This is a genomic window from Paraburkholderia sp. Clong3, assembly GCF_050436485.1.
In the GTDB taxonomy this organism is placed as follows: domain Bacteria; phylum Pseudomonadota; class Gammaproteobacteria; order Burkholderiales; family Burkholderiaceae; genus Paraburkholderia; species Paraburkholderia tuberum.
This window is the reverse complement of record NZ_JBNDMH010000002.1, coordinates 2,234,356-2,250,125: the sequence shown is the minus strand read 5'-3', so window position 1 is coordinate 2,250,125 and position 15,770 is coordinate 2,234,356. Positions and strand designations below refer to the sequence as shown.

The 15,770-nt window shown below is 67.1% G+C and carries 16 protein-coding genes, 1 other RNA gene and 1 riboswitch; of the genes, 8 read left to right on the top strand and 9 right to left on the bottom strand.

Features of this window, described 5'->3' with window-relative positions:
• Window positions 1–4: 4 nt before the first annotated feature.
• A complete protein-coding gene (lgt, locus tag OKW30_RS14555; protein ID WP_184065302.1) occupies window positions 5–910 on the top strand; it encodes a prolipoprotein diacylglyceryl transferase in 906 nt (301 codons plus the stop codon).
• 94 nt (window positions 911–1,004) lie between these two features.
• Here lgt and OKW30_RS14550 read toward each other — a convergent pair whose 3' ends face one another.
• From OKW30_RS14550 to OKW30_RS14530, 5 genes are all read right to left on the bottom strand, one after another.
• A complete protein-coding gene (locus OKW30_RS14550) occupies window positions 1,005–1,730 on the bottom strand; it encodes an SIMPL domain-containing protein (protein ID WP_429346973.1) in 726 nt (241 codons plus the stop codon).
• Window positions 1,731–1,974: 244 nt separating this feature from the next.
• Window positions 1,975–2,433 carry an EVE domain-containing protein gene (locus OKW30_RS14545; RefSeq protein ID WP_429346972.1) on the bottom strand — a complete coding sequence of 153 codons (459 nt, stop codon included), beginning with the start codon at window positions 2,431–2,433 and terminating at the stop codon, window positions 1,975–1,977.
• A 141-nt stretch (window positions 2,434–2,574) separates the two neighbouring features.
• Window positions 2,575–2,756, bottom strand: a non-coding RNA gene (ssrS, locus tag OKW30_RS14540) — 6S RNA.
• A gap of 66 nt (window positions 2,757–2,822) precedes the next feature.
• Window positions 2,823–3,137 (bottom strand): cell division protein ZapA, encoded by a 315-nt coding sequence (locus OKW30_RS14535; protein ID WP_429346971.1) that lies wholly within the window; start codon window positions 3,135–3,137, stop codon window positions 2,823–2,825.
• A complete protein-coding gene (locus tag OKW30_RS14530) occupies window positions 3,134–3,493 on the bottom strand; it encodes an ATPase (protein WP_187628564.1) in 360 nt (119 codons plus the stop codon). Before OKW30_RS14530 ends, OKW30_RS14535 begins: the two co-directional genes overlap by 4 nt.
• Window positions 3,494–3,712: 219 nt before the next feature.
• Window positions 3,713–3,977: riboswitch (cobalamin riboswitch) on the top strand.
• Between the two features lie 91 nt (window positions 3,978–4,068).
• On the opposite strand from OKW30_RS14530, the gene OKW30_RS14525 reads away from it, so the two are divergent.
• The 6 genes from OKW30_RS14525 to cobC all read left to right on the top strand — a co-directional run bounded on the left by OKW30_RS14525 (window position 4,069) and on the right by cobC (window position 10,462).
• Window positions 4,069–6,000, top strand: a complete 1,932-nt coding sequence (locus OKW30_RS14525) for a TonB-dependent receptor domain-containing protein (protein WP_429346970.1) — start codon at window positions 4,069–4,071, stop codon at window positions 5,998–6,000.
• A 38-nt stretch (window positions 6,001–6,038) separates the two neighbouring features.
• Window positions 6,039–7,103, top strand: a complete 1,065-nt coding sequence (locus tag OKW30_RS14520) for a FecCD family ABC transporter permease (RefSeq protein WP_429346969.1) — start codon at window positions 6,039–6,041, stop codon at window positions 7,101–7,103.
• Window positions 7,100–7,942: an ABC transporter ATP-binding protein gene (locus tag OKW30_RS14515; RefSeq protein ID WP_429347756.1), complete on the top strand. Its 843-nt coding sequence runs from the start codon at window positions 7,100–7,102 to the stop codon at window positions 7,940–7,942. The genes OKW30_RS14520 and OKW30_RS14515 overlap by 4 nt, the downstream gene beginning before the upstream one ends.
• Before the next feature lie 33 nt (window positions 7,943–7,975).
• Window positions 7,976–9,037, top strand: a complete 1,062-nt coding sequence (gene cobT, locus OKW30_RS14510; protein ID WP_429346968.1) for a nicotinate-nucleotide--dimethylbenzimidazole phosphoribosyltransferase — start codon at window positions 7,976–7,978, stop codon at window positions 9,035–9,037.
• Between the two features lie 73 nt (window positions 9,038–9,110).
• On the top strand, window positions 9,111–9,887 hold the full coding sequence (locus OKW30_RS14505) for an adenosylcobinamide-GDP ribazoletransferase (protein ID WP_429346967.1): 777 nt from the start codon (window positions 9,111–9,113) through the stop codon (window positions 9,885–9,887).
• Window positions 9,872–10,462 carry an alpha-ribazole phosphatase gene (gene cobC, locus OKW30_RS14500; protein ID WP_184021063.1) on the top strand — a complete coding sequence of 197 codons (591 nt, stop codon included), beginning with the start codon at window positions 9,872–9,874 and terminating at the stop codon, window positions 10,460–10,462. Before OKW30_RS14505 ends, cobC begins: the two co-directional genes overlap by 16 nt.
• A 53-nt stretch (window positions 10,463–10,515) precedes the next feature.
• Here cobC and OKW30_RS14495 read toward each other — a convergent pair whose 3' ends face one another.
• From OKW30_RS14495 to cobU, 4 genes are read right to left on the bottom strand one after another with little or no spacing between them, the layout of a single operon-like run.
• Window positions 10,516–11,475 carry a cobalamin-binding protein gene (locus tag OKW30_RS14495; RefSeq protein ID WP_429346966.1) on the bottom strand — a complete coding sequence of 320 codons (960 nt, stop codon included), beginning with the start codon at window positions 11,473–11,475 and terminating at the stop codon, window positions 10,516–10,518.
• 54 nt (window positions 11,476–11,529) lie between these two features.
• A complete protein-coding gene (cobD, locus tag OKW30_RS14490; protein WP_429346965.1) occupies window positions 11,530–12,606 on the bottom strand; it encodes a threonine-phosphate decarboxylase CobD in 1,077 nt (358 codons plus the stop codon).
• 34 nt (window positions 12,607–12,640) lie between these two features.
• Window positions 12,641–13,582: an adenosylcobinamide-phosphate synthase CbiB gene (gene cbiB, locus OKW30_RS14485; protein ID WP_184065335.1), complete on the bottom strand. Its 942-nt coding sequence runs from the start codon at window positions 13,580–13,582 to the stop codon at window positions 12,641–12,643.
• On the bottom strand, window positions 13,582–14,136 hold the full coding sequence (gene cobU / locus OKW30_RS14480) for a bifunctional adenosylcobinamide kinase/adenosylcobinamide-phosphate guanylyltransferase (RefSeq protein WP_429346964.1): 555 nt from the start codon (window positions 14,134–14,136) through the stop codon (window positions 13,582–13,584). The genes cbiB and cobU overlap by 1 nt, the downstream gene beginning before the upstream one ends.
• Before the next feature lie 89 nt (window positions 14,137–14,225).
• Between cobU and OKW30_RS14475 the strand changes: the two genes are divergently transcribed.
• Window positions 14,226–15,752 (top strand): cobyric acid synthase, encoded by a 1,527-nt coding sequence (locus OKW30_RS14475; RefSeq protein ID WP_187628573.1) that lies wholly within the window; start codon window positions 14,226–14,228, stop codon window positions 15,750–15,752.
• Window positions 15,753–15,770 lie beyond the last annotated feature (18 nt).

The following is a 15,770-nucleotide window of genomic DNA, read 5'->3' as shown; positions in this document are numbered from 1 at the left end:
CACGATGCTCATTCACCCCAATTTCGACCCTGTCGCCATCCATCTGGGGCCGCTCGCCGTGCGCTGGTATGGCTTGATGTACCTCGTCGCGTTCGTCGCGGCGATCGTCGTCGCCCGGCTGCGGCTGCGGCTGCCGTACGTCGCCGCGCAAGGCTGGACCGCGAAGGATATCGACGACATGCTGTTCTACGGCGTGCTAGGTACGATCCTCGGCGGCCGGCTCGGCTATGTGCTGTTCTACAAGGCGAGCTTTTATTTCGCGCATCCGCTCGACATCTTCAAGGTCTGGGAAGGCGGCATGTCGTTTCACGGCGGCTTTCTCGGCGTGACGATCGCGATGATGCTGTTCGCTTATCAGCGCAAGCGCTCGTGGCTGCAAGTCACCGACTTCGTCGCGCCGATGGTGCCCACGGGCCTCGCGGCGGGGCGCCTCGGCAACTTCATCAACGGCGAGCTGTGGGGCCGCGTGACCGATCCGTCCGCGCCGTGGGCGATGCTGTTTCCCGGCGCCGCGCCTGACGACGCCACATGGCTCGCCGCGCATCCGCAACTGGCCGCGCAATGGCATCTGAACGAAGTGTTCGCGCAATATCACATGCTGCCGCGACATCCGTCGGAGCTGTACGAGATCGCGCTCGAAGGCGTGGCGCTGTTCTTCGTGCTGATCTTTTTCTCGCGCAAACCGAAGCCGCTCGGCGCGATTTCCGCGATGTTCCTGATCGGCTACGGCCTGGCGCGCTTCACGGTCGAATTCGCGCGCGAGCCGGACGATTTCCTCGGCCTGCTCGCGATGGGGCTGTCGATGGGTCAATGGCTGTCGCTGCCCATGATTCTCGCAGGCATCGGCTTGATGGTGTGGGCGTATCGCCGTGGGCGTCGCGAGCAGGCGCAGGCGGTTGGCGCGAACTGAGCGGCGCTCGGCTAGCGTAGCGAGTGTTGCATGAAAAAACGCCACGGCATCGATGGATGCCGTGGCGTTTTCTGTTTGGGCTTGCGCTTGCGCGTCACTTCATCTGCACCGACCCCGACACATTGACCGTCACCGTCGACGTGCCGCCTTCGAGCGACAGCGGCGCGCTCTTCGCGTCGGCGCCCATCGCGCGTGCGCTCATCATCATCATCGGACGCGGCATCACGCCGCTGTGATTGACGTTGACCTCGCGGATCGAATAGCCGCTAAAGCCGAACGCCTGCGAGGACGCCGCGGCCTGCTCGCGAAACGATTTGATCGCCTCGCCGCTGAGCCGCTGTTCGGCCGCGCGCTGCGCTTGCGGCGACAGCGAGAAACGCACGTTGCCAACCTGCATGATCGATGCCATCTGTCCGGCGAGCTTCGATGCCGCGGCGAAGTCGCGTGATTCGAGCACGACTTCCGTGCGGCCGCGCCACGTCGAGATGCGTCCGTCGCGGTCCGTCGACGGGAAGATCGAGAAAGCGCCCGAGCGCGCGGTCACGCCGCTGACGCCGCGCGCTTTCTGCAATGCCGCGTCGGCGCGTTCGTTCAGCGTCGACGTCAGCGACGACGGCTCGCTCGCTTCCTGCTCGTAAAACAGCGTGATTTCGACTTCGTCCTGCGGGACTTCCGCGCTCGCCTGCGCATTCAGCGACAGCACGCCCGAAGGCTGCGGCATCATGGTCTGCGCTCGAGCGGGCGCAGGGTTCAGTGCGAGTGCCACAGGCGCGCCCAAGGCGAGCGCAAGTGCGAGGGACCGTGCGGTTTTTGTCGTCATGACTGGAATCCTTGTTTGAACAGGTTGTGCACGTTCGACGCGAGCGCCGGGTGTGGCGCGCGGTTTGACGGATGCGCTGGCGAATGCATCGGCTTGCCGTCGAGCGGCCGGTTCGAGCTCACGCTTTCGTCGACCGATTAGGCGCGTTTTACCGACGCTTGGTTCCCCAATTAGTGCTTCGCCGCCGCATCGGAAACGATGACCTGGATGCGATCACGACAGGTGCCGCGTCGCGCGTTCGCCCTTAAACCAGCTGTTTAGTGATGAAGCGCCATTCGGCTTCGGTCACCGGCGTGATCGACAGGCGGTTGCCTTTGGCGAGCACGCGCATGTCCTGCAATTCGGCATGCTCGCGCAGCGCGGCAAGCGGAATCAGCGCTATTTTCTTCTTGAACACGACCTCGACGAGCATCCAGCGCGGCGTTTCCGGCGACGATTTCGCGTCGTAGTACGGACTCTTTTTATCGAACTGCGTAGGGTCCGGATACGCGGTCGACGAGACCTCCGCGATGCCCGCGATGCCGGGCTCCGGACAGCTCGAATGATAGAAGAGCACGCCGTCGCCGACCTGCATCACGTCGCGCATGAAGTTGCGCGCCTGATAGTTGCGTACGCCGGTCCACGGCAAGGTGCGATGAGGTGCGTTGGCGAGGTCGTCGATGCTTGCTTCGTCCGGTTCGGACTTCATCAGCCAGTAGCGCATGAATCGGAGTGAGCGTGTGAGATTGAACGAAGCGCTCCAACAGCAGGCGCGTACGGAAAAGCCCCTGAAAAAGGCGCTCAAACGAAAAAACGACGACCAAAGAAAAACGGCATCGAACCGAAGTCCGATGCCGTTCCAGATAAGATCCCCGCCTTAGCCGCTAGGCCGGCATCCTGAACCGAGGGTTCAGAATTGGTCGCAGTTAGCAACACTTCGGGTACATCAGACTGAGTGACGCGCACACCCGTGCTACAAATTTCCGCAACCGTGCACATGGCATTGGTTCAAGGAATGTATGACCTTGGCGAACCAGGCAGGGAAGCTAAACCGATGAAGCTACAACCCAAACCGTTCAACACGTGACCGGTTCGAAACCGGCCCACTACTGCTTACTGCAAGCTGTACTGCTCGATCACAGTACCTAGCTGTTCGTTCATTTGCTGCATTGTACGCCGGATTTCTTCAGCGGGAAATGCTTCTCCGTGTCGCACGCTGCTTTGCAGCTTAAGCAGTTCCGATGCCAGCGACAGCGCAGCCATCACCGCGATGCGATCGGTGCCGCGCACGCTGCTGCCGCTGCGGATTTTCTGCATCTCGGCGTCGACGCGTGCGACCGCCTCGAGCAGCGCGCCTTCCGTTTCCGGCGAGCAGGCGAGACGATAGGGTACTTCGAGAATCGATACTTCGATCTGCTTGGTGGTCATGCGCTTTCTCCGTGTCGGCTCACGTCGCTTTCCGCTTCCTCGTGTTCGGGCCGGGCGGACTCGAGCAGATCGAGCTGGTTATCCGGTTCGCTGCTCGCGCGTGCGCGCGGCAATTTTTCGAGAATCGCATTCAGGCGCACCTGAGCGTCGTCGATCTTGGCGGACAGCGCGTCGCGTTCCGCCTGCAGTGCGTCGCGCTCTTCGCGCAATTGCGCGAGTTCCGCATGCGTGGCTTGCACTTCGGCACGCGTTTGCGCGAGTTGCTCTTCGAGCGCGAGCCGCGCTTCGTTGTGGCGCTGGCTGATCGCAATCAGCTTGCCGATGTTCTGGGAGAGTGATTCGAGTTCGGTGAGCATGTGCTGCGTCCTCTAAAGACATCGCATTTTAGCGCGGAATATTACAGGTTCCGACAATTGTCTCGTTTCGAGACGTAACAGCATCGCTTCGTGCACGTTCGTTGGGTGTCGCGTCGTCGACCATAAGATAAAAACCGGCAATCCATCCGACAATAACCTGCATTCAACAGAACCGATTGCGCTCCGGTCGACCTTTCTTGACGCCCCGCGACGCCGCTCCTAAACTTCCCGCACTCTGGTGCCCGCGCGCGCTTTTCGGCGCGCGCAGTTAAACGGGAAGCAGGGCGCGCGCGGTGCCAAAACCGGATGCGCGAACCTGCGCTGCCCCCGCAACGGTAAGCGACCGCATGTGATGTGCTCATGCAGGTCGGTCCTGGTCGCAAGGTTGGAAGTTCAACGTGCGAGTGTGCCACTGCGCGTCACGCGTGGGAAGGCGGGATCGATGTGTCGTAGCCCGGATACCGGCCAGAAAAGAGGGACGTCCCCCCGCGAAAACGCTAAACAAGGGGGCGCCTCGTGACGCGTCGGCCTGCGGGGAAGCAGGCCGCGCACGCTATCCACAGGAATGTCATCCCATGCTGTCCCCCATCGCCCGCGCAACGCTGCTCGCGTTCGCGAGCCTGCCGCTCGTCGTGCATGCGCAAAGCGCCGAGCCGGCGTCTTCATCGTCCGCGACGGATGCAACCGCTGCGAGCGCCGCAAACGTTGCCGACGCGGCCAATCTCACTTCCACCGATGCGCCGGGCAACCTGCTGTCGCCGATCGTCGTGACCGCGCAACGCGGACCGCAAGCGTTGCGCGATGCGATCCCGCAGACCACGCGGTTCGATCAGCAGGACATCGCCGACACGACCGCGACCGATCTGCCCGGCCTGCTGCAACTCGCGCCAGGCGCGCAAATCTCGCGCACGGGTGGCCCCGGTTCGACCACGAGCCTCTTTCTGCGCGGCGCATCGTCGACGCAATCGCTGCTGCTGATCGACGGCGTGCGCGTCGATTCGGTGAGTCTCGGCTCAGCTCAACTCGCACAGATTCCGCTCGATCAGGTCGATCACGTCGAAGTGGTGAACGGCAACGTGTCGGCGTTGTATGGCTCGGGCGCGATCGGCGGCGTCGTGCAGGTGTTCACGAAAGACGGCGGCGATCATCCGCCGCGTTTCAATTTTTCGCTCGGCTACGGCAGCTATCGCACGCAGACGCAAACGGCCGGCGTGAACGGCGCGCTCGATCAGGACGGGCGCACGACCTTCAACATCTCGCTCGCGCGCACGAAGGACGACGGCTTTTCGTCGCTCAATCCGCTCGAGGCGCCGAACGCGAATCCGAACGCAAACGGCAATCTGAACGAGAGCATCAGCGCGTCGCTGCGTCACAAGTTCACCGACAGGTGGGACGCGGGCGTCAGCTACTTCCAGTCGAACAACGACAACAGCTACGACAATGCGTACGGCGAGCCCACCGATCTGAACAATCTCTATAGCAAGGTGCGTCAGGTGTCGGTATTCGCGAACGGCAAGCTGACCGACTGGTGGACCACCCACGTCACGCTCGCCGAGGGCGACGACCGCAGCGTGTCGACCACCAATGGCATCTACAACGGCCGCTTCGATACCGACAATCGCCAGTACACGTGGCAGAACGATTTCGCGCTCGCCGCGAACCAGAAGCTGCAACTCGGCTACGAGCATCTCGACCAGACGCTCGACTCCGACACGTTCGCCGCGCCCGACCGTCACGTCGATTCGGTCTTCGCGGGCTACAGCGCGCGCTTCGGCCGCAACCAGATTCAGGCCAACGTGCGACGCGACCAGTACTCCGATTTCGGTGGAGCGAACAGTTACTATCTCGGCTACGGATTCGACATCACGTCGCGCTGGAAGGTAACCGCAAGCTATTCGGATGCGTTCCGCGCGCCGAGCTTCGACGATCTGTACTATCCGATCAGCGGCAACCCGTCGATCCAGCCCGAGCGCAGTCATTCGGTCGAAGCCGGTTTGCAGTACGCGACCGATGCGCTCGGCGTGATGCGTCTGAACGCATTCCAGACGCGCTATACGAATCTGATCGACTACGTGCAGACGATCCCCGGCATCTACCTCGCGGAGAACGTCGGCCATGCGAAGGTGCAGGGACTCGAGGGATCGTGGAGCGGTCATGTCGGCAAGACCGACGTGCGCGCAACGGTGACGCTGCAGAACCCGGTCGATCTCGACAACGGTACCGACCTCGTGCGGCGCGCGCGTCGGTTCGGGGCGTTCGCGGTGAACCGCAGCATCGGTGGATGGCGGGTGGGCGGCGAGTGGATCGTCAGCGGTCCGCGCACCGATAGCACCGGCAACCTCGGCGGTTATGGCATCGTGAATCTGTCGGCGCGCTACAACGTCACCAAAGCGTGGTACGTCAGTGCGCAAATCGACAATCTGTTCAACAAGGATTATGAAACGGCCTACTCGTATAACTCGCCGCGACGCGGTGCGTATCTCACGCTCGGCTGGCAGCAGCAGTGACGCGCGCGCCGGGTTGCCGCATGCGTGAGCGCATGCGGATGAGTCGCGCGTCCGCTTCGCTGCGCGCCGCGATGGCGACGCCGCGCCCGATGAACGCGAAACGCGCGGCCGCGATCTGGCTCGGGCTCGCGCTCGCCGCCGTCGCGGTGCTCGGCGCGTCGCTGGTGCTCGGCAGCGTGCCGCTCGCGCCGTCGCGCGTGCTTGCGGCACTCGTGCCGACGCACACGTTCGGCGGCACGGGCAGCGACGATCTCGCCGGCGAAATCGTGCGTACGTTGCGTTTGCCGCGCGCGCTCGCGGGCTTCGCGTGCGGCGCGTTGCTCGCGCTCGCCGGCGCGCTGCTGCAGGTGCTGCTGCGCAATCCGCTGGCCGAGCCATACGTGCTCGGCGTGTCGGGCGGCGCGGCGACGTTCGCGCTCGTTGCGATGATCGCGGGCGGCGCATGGTGGCTCGTCGATGCGAGCGCGTTCGCGGGTGCGTTCGTGTCGATCCTGCTGGTGCTCGGCCTCGCGCGTCGCGAGCTATGGCGCGGCGAGCCGCAGGACACGTCGCCCCGTTTGCTATTGACCGGCGCGGTGATCGCGGCCGGGTGGGGCGCGCTGATCACGCTGCTGCTCAATCTCGCGCCCGACAGCCGTCTGCGCGGCATGCTGTTCTGGCTCACCGGCGACCTCAACGGCGGCGCACTGCCGTGGACCGCGCTGATGGCGCTCGCGCTCGTGCTGCTTGCGATCGTGCCGGCCGCGCCGCGTCTGAACGTGTTGCTGCGCGGCGACGCGGCCGCGCAGGCGTTGGGCGTCGCCGTGATGCCGCTGCGTTTGCGTGTGTACCTGGTCGCGTCGCTGGCGGCGGCCGCGGCGGTGACGACCGCGGGCACGATCGGCTTCGTCGGTCTCGTCGTGCCGCACATGTTGCGGCTCGCGTTCGGCAACGATCAGCGCATGCTGCTGCCGGCGGCCGCGCTTGGCGGCGGTGTCGCGGTGATGGGCGCGGATCTGATCGCGCGGACCGTGATCGCGCCCGCGCAATTGCCGGTCGGCGTGGTCACGTCGCTGGTCGGCGTACCGGTGTTCCTGTGGATGCTGCTCAAACGCCGCCGATGATACGAGCCAAACCCAGCCCCACCTGTTCGATGCTGAGCACGCAGCGCCTGACGTTGCGCGCCGGTGCGCGCACCTTGCTCGACGCGTTCACGCACACGTTCCATGCGGGCGAAATCTGGTGCATCGCCGGGCCGAACGGCGCGGGCAAGACCACCTTGCTATCGACGCTGGCGGGGCTGTTGCATCCGGCGGCGGGCCATGTCGAACTCGATGGCGTGCGCGTGGCCGGCTGGCAGCCGCTGCCGCTCGCACGGCGCCGCGCGCTGATGCCGCAAAGCGCGGCCGATGCGTTCAACGCAAGCGTGCTCGACATCGTGCTGCTGAACCGCTTCCCGCATCTGGGCGGCTGGGGCTGGGAGCGCGACGAGGATCGCGCGGCCGCGCGGGCGGCGCTCGAACGGCTCGGCCTTGCGGACTTTGCGGCGCGCGACGTGCTGTCGCTATCGGGCGGCGAGCGTCAGCGCGTTGCCCTCGCGGCGGTGCTGTGCCAGGACGCGCCGCTGTTGCTGCTCGACGAACCGTTGTCGCATCTCGACCTGCATCATCAGGTCGACTGTCTCGAAGCGCTCGTCGCATGGACGCGCGAACCGCGCCGTAGTGTGCTGTTCTCGTGCCACGACCTGAACCTCGCGCGCCGCTTCGCGACGCACGCGTTGCTGCTCGACGGCGCGGGCGGCGCGTATGCGGGCCCAGCGCGCGATGTGCTGACGCCCGCGTTGACGAGCCGCGCGTTCGGCTATCCGCTGATTCTGATTCGCGACGGCGAGCACGAGGCGCTGATACCCGCGCCGCGCGCGCGTCACGAATCGCCTGCCGGCCATGACGCACAGTCAGGCTGATATTCGTTCCTATCCCTTGTTTCGATCACACCTATGACTCGCATCCCACACCCAGCCGGTTTGCCCGAAGTCGCGCCGCTCGATCAGACGCTGCGCGCCGAGCTGCAGCGGATCATCGATACGCGCACCAAACCGCCCGGCAGCCTCGGCCGGCTCGAAACCCTCGCGCGCCAGATGGGCCTGATCCAGCGTAGTACGCGTCCCACCGTGCAGCGTCCCGCGATGATCGTTTTCGCGGGCGACCACGGCATCGCCGCCGAAGGCGTGAGCCCCTATCCGCAAGCGGTGACCGCGCAGATGGTCGCGAACTTCATCGCGGGCGGCGCGGCGATCAACGCGCTCAGTCGCGTCGCGGGTCTCGAACTCGAAGTGGTCAACGCGGGCATCGCGACGCCGCTGCCGTCCACGGACCGACTCGTCGACATTCCGGTCGGGCCCGGCACGCGCAACTTCGCACACGAAGCCGCGATGACGCACGCCGAAGTGCTCGCCGCGATGCAGGCGGGCGCCGCGCGCGTGCGTCATCACGCGGCGCTCGGCACGAACGTGATCGGCTTCGGCGAGATGGGCATCGCGAACACCTCGGCGGCCGCGTGTCTGATGAGCCGCCTGTGCGGTGTGCCGATCGACGACTGCGTCGGCCGCGGCACGGGTCTCGACAATGCCGGACTCGCGAAGAAGCGCAACGTGCTCGCGGCGGCGCTCGCGCGCCATGCGGATGCACGCGCGCCGCTCGACGTGCTCGCGACCTTCGGCGGCTTCGAAATCGCGATGATGGCGGGCGCGTATCTGGCGGCCGCCGAGGCGCGCATGACCATCCTCGTCGATGGCTTCATCGCGACGTCCGCGCTGCTGGTCGCCGATGCGTTCTCGCCCGACGTGCGCGAGTACTGCGTGTTCGCGCATGCGTCGAACGAGGCCGGGCATCGGCGCATGCTCGATCATTTCGGCGCGCAGCCGCTGCTGTCGCTCGACATGCGGCTCGGCGAAGGCACGGGCGCCGCGCTCGCGGTGCCGTTGCTGCGCGCGGCGGTGGCCTTCGTCAACGAGATGGCCAGCTTCGATTCGGCGGGCGTCGCCGATCGCGAACCGTGACGCGCGTGAGCACGCGCTTCGCGATAACGCGAAGCTCGGCCCGCAGCGCCGTGAACCTGCACTCGCCACGTTCATGAACCCGCTCGCGGAAGTGCGCTATTTCTTCACGGCGCTCGGTTACTTCACGCGCGTGCCCGTGCCGCGCTGGGTCGGCTTCGAGCCGCATTATCTGAACGCCGCGGCGCGCTATTTTCCGCTCGTCGGCGTGTTGGTCGGCGGCTTCAGCGCGCTCGTCTATCTGGCCGCGCTGCGCGTGTTTCCGGCGAGTGTCGCGGTGCTGCTGTCGATGGCCGCGTCGCTCGTGGTCACGGGCGCATTTCACGAGGACGGTCTCGCCGATTGCATCGATGCGTTCGGTGGCGCCTATACGCGCGACGATGCGTTGCGCATCATGCAAGACTCGCGCATCGGTGCTTTTGGTGCCATCGCGCTCGTGATCGCCCTGGCGATCAAGTGGCAAACGCTCGCGGCGTTGCCACCGCTGCGTGCCGCAAGCCTGATGCTTGCGGCGCATGGCGCGAGCCGCGCGTGCGCGATCAGTTACCTGGCCACGCTCGACTATGTGCGCGCGGCCGGCAAAGCCAAGCCGGTCGCGCAGCGTTTGAGCGGGCCGGCGCTGCTGTGCGCCGCGCTGTTCGGGCTGCCCTGGCTGCTGTGGCCGAACGGCCCCGGCATGCCCGACTGGCGTTTTGCCGCGCTCACGTGTGCTGTGCTGTTCGCGCTGCGCTTTGCGATGGGCCGTTATTTCGTCAGACGCGTCGGCGGCTATACCGGCGATTGCCTCGGCTTCGCGCAGCAGATCTTCGAATTGAGCATCTACCTGGTGGGGCTTGCATGGATATCGTCCTGATTCGACATCCCGCTGTCGCGCTCGAGGCGGGGATTTGTTACGGCCATAGTGATGTCGCGTTGGCGGAAAGCGCCGAGGTCACGTCCAATGCGTTGGCGGTGAAGCTCGCGAGCTTGCAGGTGCCGGCGCCGCGTGTGCTGATCACGAGTCCGCTTACGCGCTGCGCCGCGCTAGCGACCGAGATCGCGAACGACTTCGGCTGCGTGGTCAGCCACGACGAGCGTTTGAAGGAAATGGATTTCGGCGAGTGGGAAGCGCAGCGCTGGGATACGATCGATCGCGCGCTGCTCGACGACTGGGCCGCCAATTTCGAACATGCGCGCGCGCACGGCGGCGAGAGCGTCGCGCAATTCGTCGCGCGTGTGCGAGCGTGGTTCGATGCGTTCGCGCTGACGCGCGAGCTGTCGCCCGCATACGTGGTCACGCACGCGGGCGTGATGCGCGCGATCGCGTCGTGGGTGCTGGAGGTGCCGCTCGCGCATTGCCTGCAGTGGTCGCTGGATATGACGGGGATCGTCTGGTTGCGACGTAACGACGAGACGCTGCAGTGGTCGCTCGTGCGATGGAATGCGTGACCCGCGTGGTCATCCGGAAAACCGATCCTTTTTTCTCGCCACACGCGGCGCCGTCATGGCGTGGGCTGCTTGCTGCGCGAGCGCGCCAGTTCGAGGTCCTCGCACAGTTGCCGCGCGCCTTGCGCGATGCGCGGCGCGGGGCGATTGATCAGATCGCCGTCGATCGCAAACAGGTTGTTGTTCGCGACGGCCGCGAGGCCCGGCCATGCGCGCCATGTGTCGAGTTGCGGCAGCATCGTGTCGGGCCGCGTCGCGCCGGGTGCGGCGGTGACGATCGCCTGCGGATTCGCCGCGAGCACCGCTTCGATCGACACGGTCGGCACGAGCGGCTGCAGGTCCGCGAACACATTGCGGCCGCCGCATAGCGTGATCACGTCGCTGATCATGTGCTCGCCGTTGAGCGTCATCAGCGGCCGGTCCCATACCTGATAAAAGACGCTGACGGCCGGGCGGTTCGCATACCGCGCGCGCAGACGGGCGATGTCGTCGCGGAAGGCGGCCGCCGCCGCATCCGCGCGCGCCGATGTGCCGAGCAGCCGGCCGAGCCTGGTCAGCGACACGGCGATATCGTCGAGACGGCGCGGCTCGCTGAAAAAGAGCGGCACGTGTAGCTCGCGCAAGCGTTCGAGCTGGCGCTGCGCGTTGCCATGCCGCCATACGACGATCAGGTCCGGTTTCAGCGCGACGATGCGTTCGAGGTCGAGCGCCTTGTTGTCGCCGACGCGCGGGAGTTGCTTCGCTTCGGGCGGATAGTCGCTGTACGACACGGCGCCGACCATCTTCGGGCCGCCGCCCGCGGCGTACAGCAATTCGGTCACGTGCGGGGCGAGGCTGATCACGCGCCGCGCGGGCGCGGCGAGCGTGACGGTCGCGCCGCTGTCGTCGGTGACGGTGATCGCGGCGTGCGCGCTCAGTGCGCTCAGTGCGCTCAGCGCGAGCGCTGCGGCGCCGAACCAATGGAGGAAGCCATGCGCGGGCGGGGCAAAGCGGATGGAACGAGCAAAGCGGATCATCGGACGAGGGCGGATCACGAAGCGTTGAGCGGCTTGGGTTCGAAGGTCACTGCGCTAACTCGACCGCGCGGTATCGATCGAGTCAACCGCCTGTTGCAACTGTTGCTCGAAGCGGGTCCATTCGGCTTCGTCGCCCGGCAGCCCGAAGCGCACACTGGCCGATGGCACCCGAAGCGATGGCGGAAACAGGCGCGTCCACACGCCGCGCCGCGCGAGCGCTTCATGCAACGCGGCGGCGCGCGCATCGTCGGTCCATGCGAAAAGCGGCGTGCCCCGTGTCGCGAAACCGTGCGCATGCAACAGCCCGGCAAGCCGCGCGCTGTCGCCGATGAGCCGCTCACGCATCCGCGTTTGCCACGCGGCATCGTCGAACGCGGCGCTCACCGCATGACGCGCGGGACCGCTGACGGTCCACGCCCCCAGCCTGTCGCGCAACGCGGCGAGCAATGCGGGCGCGCCCAGCACGAAGCCGGCGCGCACACCCGCGAGCCCGAAGAACTTGCCGGGCGAGCGCAACACGACGAGCCCGTCCCGATGCGTATGCGCCGCCAGCGACGCGACCCGCGCGGCCGGCAGCGTATCGGCGAACGCTTCGTCGACGAGCAGCGTGCCGCCGCGTTCGCGCAACTGCGCGTGCCAGTACAGCAGCCTGGCGGCATCGATATGCGTGGCGGTCGGATTGTCGGGGTTGACGATCGCGACGTGCGTGAGCGCGGCGGGCAGCGTGTCGCGATGCACGTCGAGCGGCGCGACCGCGTGTCCGGCGCGCGCGAACGCGGGCGCGTACTCGCCGTAGGTCAGCGGCGCGATGCCGACCGTCGCGGGCGAGAGCAACGCGGGCAGCGCGCGAATCGCCGCCTGGCTGCCGGCGACGGGCAGCACGTGCGCGCCATCGGGCGCGCCGTAGTAGCGCGCGGCCCGCTCGGCGAAGCCGTCGCCTTCGTCGGGCAATCGGCGCCACGCGTCGGCGGGCAGCGGCGGCACCGGATAGCCGTGCGGATTGATGCCGGTCGACAGATCGAGCCACTGCGCGTACGCAATGCCGTAGCGCGCCGCCGCTTCGTGCAGGTTGCCGCCGTGCGCGATCGGGCCGCTTGCGGCGTGCTCCCGCGGTTGCGTCCAGTCGCTCATGCGCTCATACCGATCGCTACGCGCGTCGTTCCGCTCAGCCATGAAACGGCACGCTCAACAACGCCAGCACGATCAGCACGGCCAGCCAGAGAATCACCGTGCGTTCGACCAGCATCAACGCGGCGCCCACATGACGCGCCTCGGCGGGACGCCCGAAGCCCAGCGTCGGCCGATGCTCGAGCGTGCCGTGATACACGGCCGGCCCGCCGATCAGCACGTTCAGGCTGCCGGCGCCGGCGGCCATCACCGGGCCCGCGTTCGGGCTGTCCCAGCGCGGCGCCTGCTCGCGCCAGCAGCGCCAGGCGGTCAGCGTGTCGCCGAGCAGCGCGTAGCTCGTGGCAGTCAGGCGCGCGGGAATCCAGTTCAGCACGTCGTCGATGCGCGCGGCGGCCCAGCCGAAGCGCAGATAGCGCGGCGTGCGATAACCCCACATCGCGTCGAGCGTATTGGCGAGGCGAAAGCCGAGCGCGCCAGGCCCGCCCGCGAGCGCGAACCAGAACAGCGCGCCGAAGATCGCGTCGTTGCCGTTTTCGAGCGCCGATTCGACCGCGGCGCGCGCGAGCGCGGCCTCGTCCGACTGCGCGGTGTCGCGCGAGACGATCCGTGCGGTCAACTCACGTGCCGTGGCCAGATCGCGTTGGCCGAGCGCCCGCGCGATCGGCGCGATGTGATCGCGCAGGCTGCGCGCGCCGAGCGCGAACCACAGCAGCGCGACATGCAGCGCGCAGGCCGCGAACAACGGCAGCACGGCGACGAGCCACCACGCGATCAACACCGGCGGCAGAACCGCGAGCGCCCATGCGAGCAGGCCCCTGAGCCGCAGACGCCGGTCGTGATTGAAGCGCGCCTCGATACGCGCCGCCCAGTTGCCGAACCCGATCAGCGGATGCCGGCGGTTCGGCTCGCCGAACCAGCGGTCGACGGCGACGCCCGCGACCGCGAGCGTCGCGACCAGCGGCATGGTCAGCGGCGGCATCACGCGCGGCTCGCGCTTTTCAGCGCGAGCGGCAGTCCCGCGACCATCAGCGTGGCCGCGCTGCTCAACGCGGCGATGCGCTGATTGAGGCGGCCGAGTTCGTCGACGTAAAGACGCGTGGCTTCGCCGAGCGGCACGACGCCGAGGCCGATCTCGTTGCTGACGACGATGATCTTGCCGCGCGCGCCGGCGAGCGCCGCTTCGAACGCGGCGGCCTGCTCGTAGTAGTGCGACAGCGGCGCCGCCGCGCCGTCGGCGGGACATAGCAGGTTTGCGAGCCACAGCGTCAGGCAGTCGATCAGCAGACACTGGCCCGGCGCGTCGTGTTGCGCGAGCGCGCCGGCGAGGTCGTCGTCCGCTTCGACGAGCCCCCAATGCGCGGGCCGCCGTTCGCGATGATGCGCAATGCGCGCGTTGAATTCGGCGTCGTTGGTAACGCGGGCGGTGGCGATGTAGATGACGGGGAAGGCGCTGTCGCTGGCGAGCCGCTCGGCATGCGCGCTCTTGCCCGAGCGGGCGCCGCCGAGGACGAAGGTGAGGTCGCGGGGAGTCATCCTATGATTGTACCGGCGCGATGGGATAATGCCGCTCGATTGCATTGCAACGCCACTGTCCATCTTCCACCTGCACCGCCGTGACCCGAATGACCATTCCTCCCGACACCCTGCCCGTGCCGCGCGGCACGCTGATGATCCAGGGCACCACGTCCGACGCGGGCAAGAGCACGCTGGTTGCGGGACTGTGCCGCCTCGCGCGGCGCGCGGGTGCGCGGGTCGCGCCGTTCAAGCCGCAGAACATGGCGTTGAACAGCGCGGTGACCGTCGACGGCGGCGAGATCGGCCGCGCGCAGGCATTGCAGGCGCTCGCCGCGGGCATCGACGCGCACACCGATCTGAACCCGGTGCTGCTGAAGCCGACCAGCGATCGCGGCGCGCAGGTGATCATCCACGGCAAGGCGCGCATCAACCTCGACGCCCGCGCGTATCACGACTACAAGCCAGTCGCGTTCGAGGCGGTGCTGGAGTCGTATGCGCGGCTGCGCGCGTCGTACGACACGATTTTCGTCGAAGGCGCGGGCAGTCCGGCCGAGATCAATCTGCGCGAGCGCGACATCGCGAACATGGGTTTCGCGGAGGCGGTCGACTGCCCGGTCGTGCTGGTCGCCGACATCGATCGCGGTGGCGTGTTCGCGCACCTGACCGGCACGCTCGCGTGTCTGTCCGACAGCGAGCAGGCGCGCGTGCGCGGCTTCATCATCAACCGCTTTCGCGGCGACATCGGTCTGCTGAAGCCCGGGCTCGACTGGCTGGAAGCGAAGACCGGCAAGCCGGTGCTCGGTGTCGTGCCGTATCTGCATGGCCTGACGCTCGACGCCGAGGACATGCTGCCGCCCGAGCTGCGCGCGGCGGCGAGCGTTGATTCGCGCCGTCTGCTGCGCGTGGTCGTGCCGGTGCTGCCGCACATCAGCAATCACACCGACTTCGATGCGTTGCGCGCCCATCCGCAGGTCGATTTTCACTATGTGCGCGCGGGTACGCCGCCGCCGGCCGCCGATCTGATCATCCTGCCGGGCTCGAAGAACGTGCCGGACGACCTCGCGTTTCTGCGCGCACAGGGCTGGGACGACGTGCTCGCGCGGCATCTGCGCTACGGCGGCCGCGTGATCGGCATTTGCGGCGGCATGCAGATGCTGGGCCGCGAGATCGCCGATCCGCATGGCGTCGAGGGCGCACCCGGCACCTTCGCGGGCTTCGGCTGGCTCGACTATGCGACGGTGCTCACGCGCGACAAGACGCTGAAGAATGTGACCGGGCGCCTCGCGCTGCCCGGCACGCCGGACGTCGCCGGCTACGAGATTCATATGGGCGAGACGCGCGGGCCGGCATTGGACACGCCGGCGCTGCGACTCGACCACGCTGGCCCGCACGAGGGCGGCGCGGACTTTGGCCGTCCCGATGGCGCGATGTCCGCCGATGGCCAGATTCTCGCGACCTACGTGCATGGCCTGTTCGACACGCCGGCCGCGTGCGCGGCGCTGCTCGCATGGGCGGGTTTGAGCGATGCCGAAGCGCTCGACTATCCGGCGTTGCGCGAGGCGTCGCTGGAGCGGCTGGCCGATACGCTGGCCGGGCACGTCGATATGCGCAGGCTGTTCGCGGCGCTGGGGTGACGCTTTGCGCCGGCCTCC

Excerpts from the sequence above, each read along its gene's own strand:
- lgt (WP_184065302.1), top strand. The coding sequence starts at position 5 with ATGCTCATTCACCCCAATTTCGACCCTGTCGCCATCCATCTGGGGCCG.
- OKW30_RS14550 (WP_429346973.1), bottom strand. The coding sequence starts at position 1,730 with ATGACGACAAAAACCGCACGGTCCCTCGCACTTGCGCTCGCCTTGGGC.
- OKW30_RS14545 (WP_429346972.1), bottom strand. The coding sequence starts at position 2,433 with ATGCGCTACTGGCTGATGAAGTCCGAACCGGACGAAGCAAGCATCGAC.
- OKW30_RS14535 (WP_429346971.1), bottom strand. The coding sequence starts at position 3,137 with ATGACCACCAAGCAGATCGAAGTATCGATTCTCGAAGTACCCTATCGT.
- OKW30_RS14530 (WP_187628564.1), bottom strand. The coding sequence starts at position 3,493 with ATGCTCACCGAACTCGAATCACTCTCCCAGAACATCGGCAAGCTGATT.
- OKW30_RS14525 (WP_429346970.1), top strand. The coding sequence starts at position 4,069 with ATGCTGTCCCCCATCGCCCGCGCAACGCTGCTCGCGTTCGCGAGCCTG.
- OKW30_RS14520 (WP_429346969.1), top strand. The coding sequence starts at position 6,039 with ATGAGTCGCGCGTCCGCTTCGCTGCGCGCCGCGATGGCGACGCCGCGC.
- OKW30_RS14515 (WP_429347756.1), top strand. The coding sequence starts at position 7,100 with ATGATACGAGCCAAACCCAGCCCCACCTGTTCGATGCTGAGCACGCAG.
- cobT (WP_429346968.1), top strand. The coding sequence starts at position 7,976 with ATGACTCGCATCCCACACCCAGCCGGTTTGCCCGAAGTCGCGCCGCTC.
- OKW30_RS14505 (WP_429346967.1), top strand. The coding sequence starts at position 9,111 with ATGAACCCGCTCGCGGAAGTGCGCTATTTCTTCACGGCGCTCGGTTAC.
- cobC (WP_184021063.1), top strand. The coding sequence starts at position 9,872 with ATGGATATCGTCCTGATTCGACATCCCGCTGTCGCGCTCGAGGCGGGG.
- OKW30_RS14495 (WP_429346966.1), bottom strand. The coding sequence starts at position 11,475 with ATGATCCGCTTTGCTCGTTCCATCCGCTTTGCCCCGCCCGCGCATGGC.
- cobD (WP_429346965.1), bottom strand. The coding sequence starts at position 12,606 with ATGAGCGACTGGACGCAACCGCGGGAGCACGCCGCAAGCGGCCCGATC.
- cbiB (WP_184065335.1), bottom strand. The coding sequence starts at position 13,582 with ATGCCGCCGCTGACCATGCCGCTGGTCGCGACGCTCGCGGTCGCGGGC.
- cobU (WP_429346964.1), bottom strand. The coding sequence starts at position 14,136 with ATGACTCCCCGCGACCTCACCTTCGTCCTCGGCGGCGCCCGCTCGGGC.
- OKW30_RS14475 (WP_187628573.1), top strand. The coding sequence starts at position 14,226 with ATGACCATTCCTCCCGACACCCTGCCCGTGCCGCGCGGCACGCTGATG.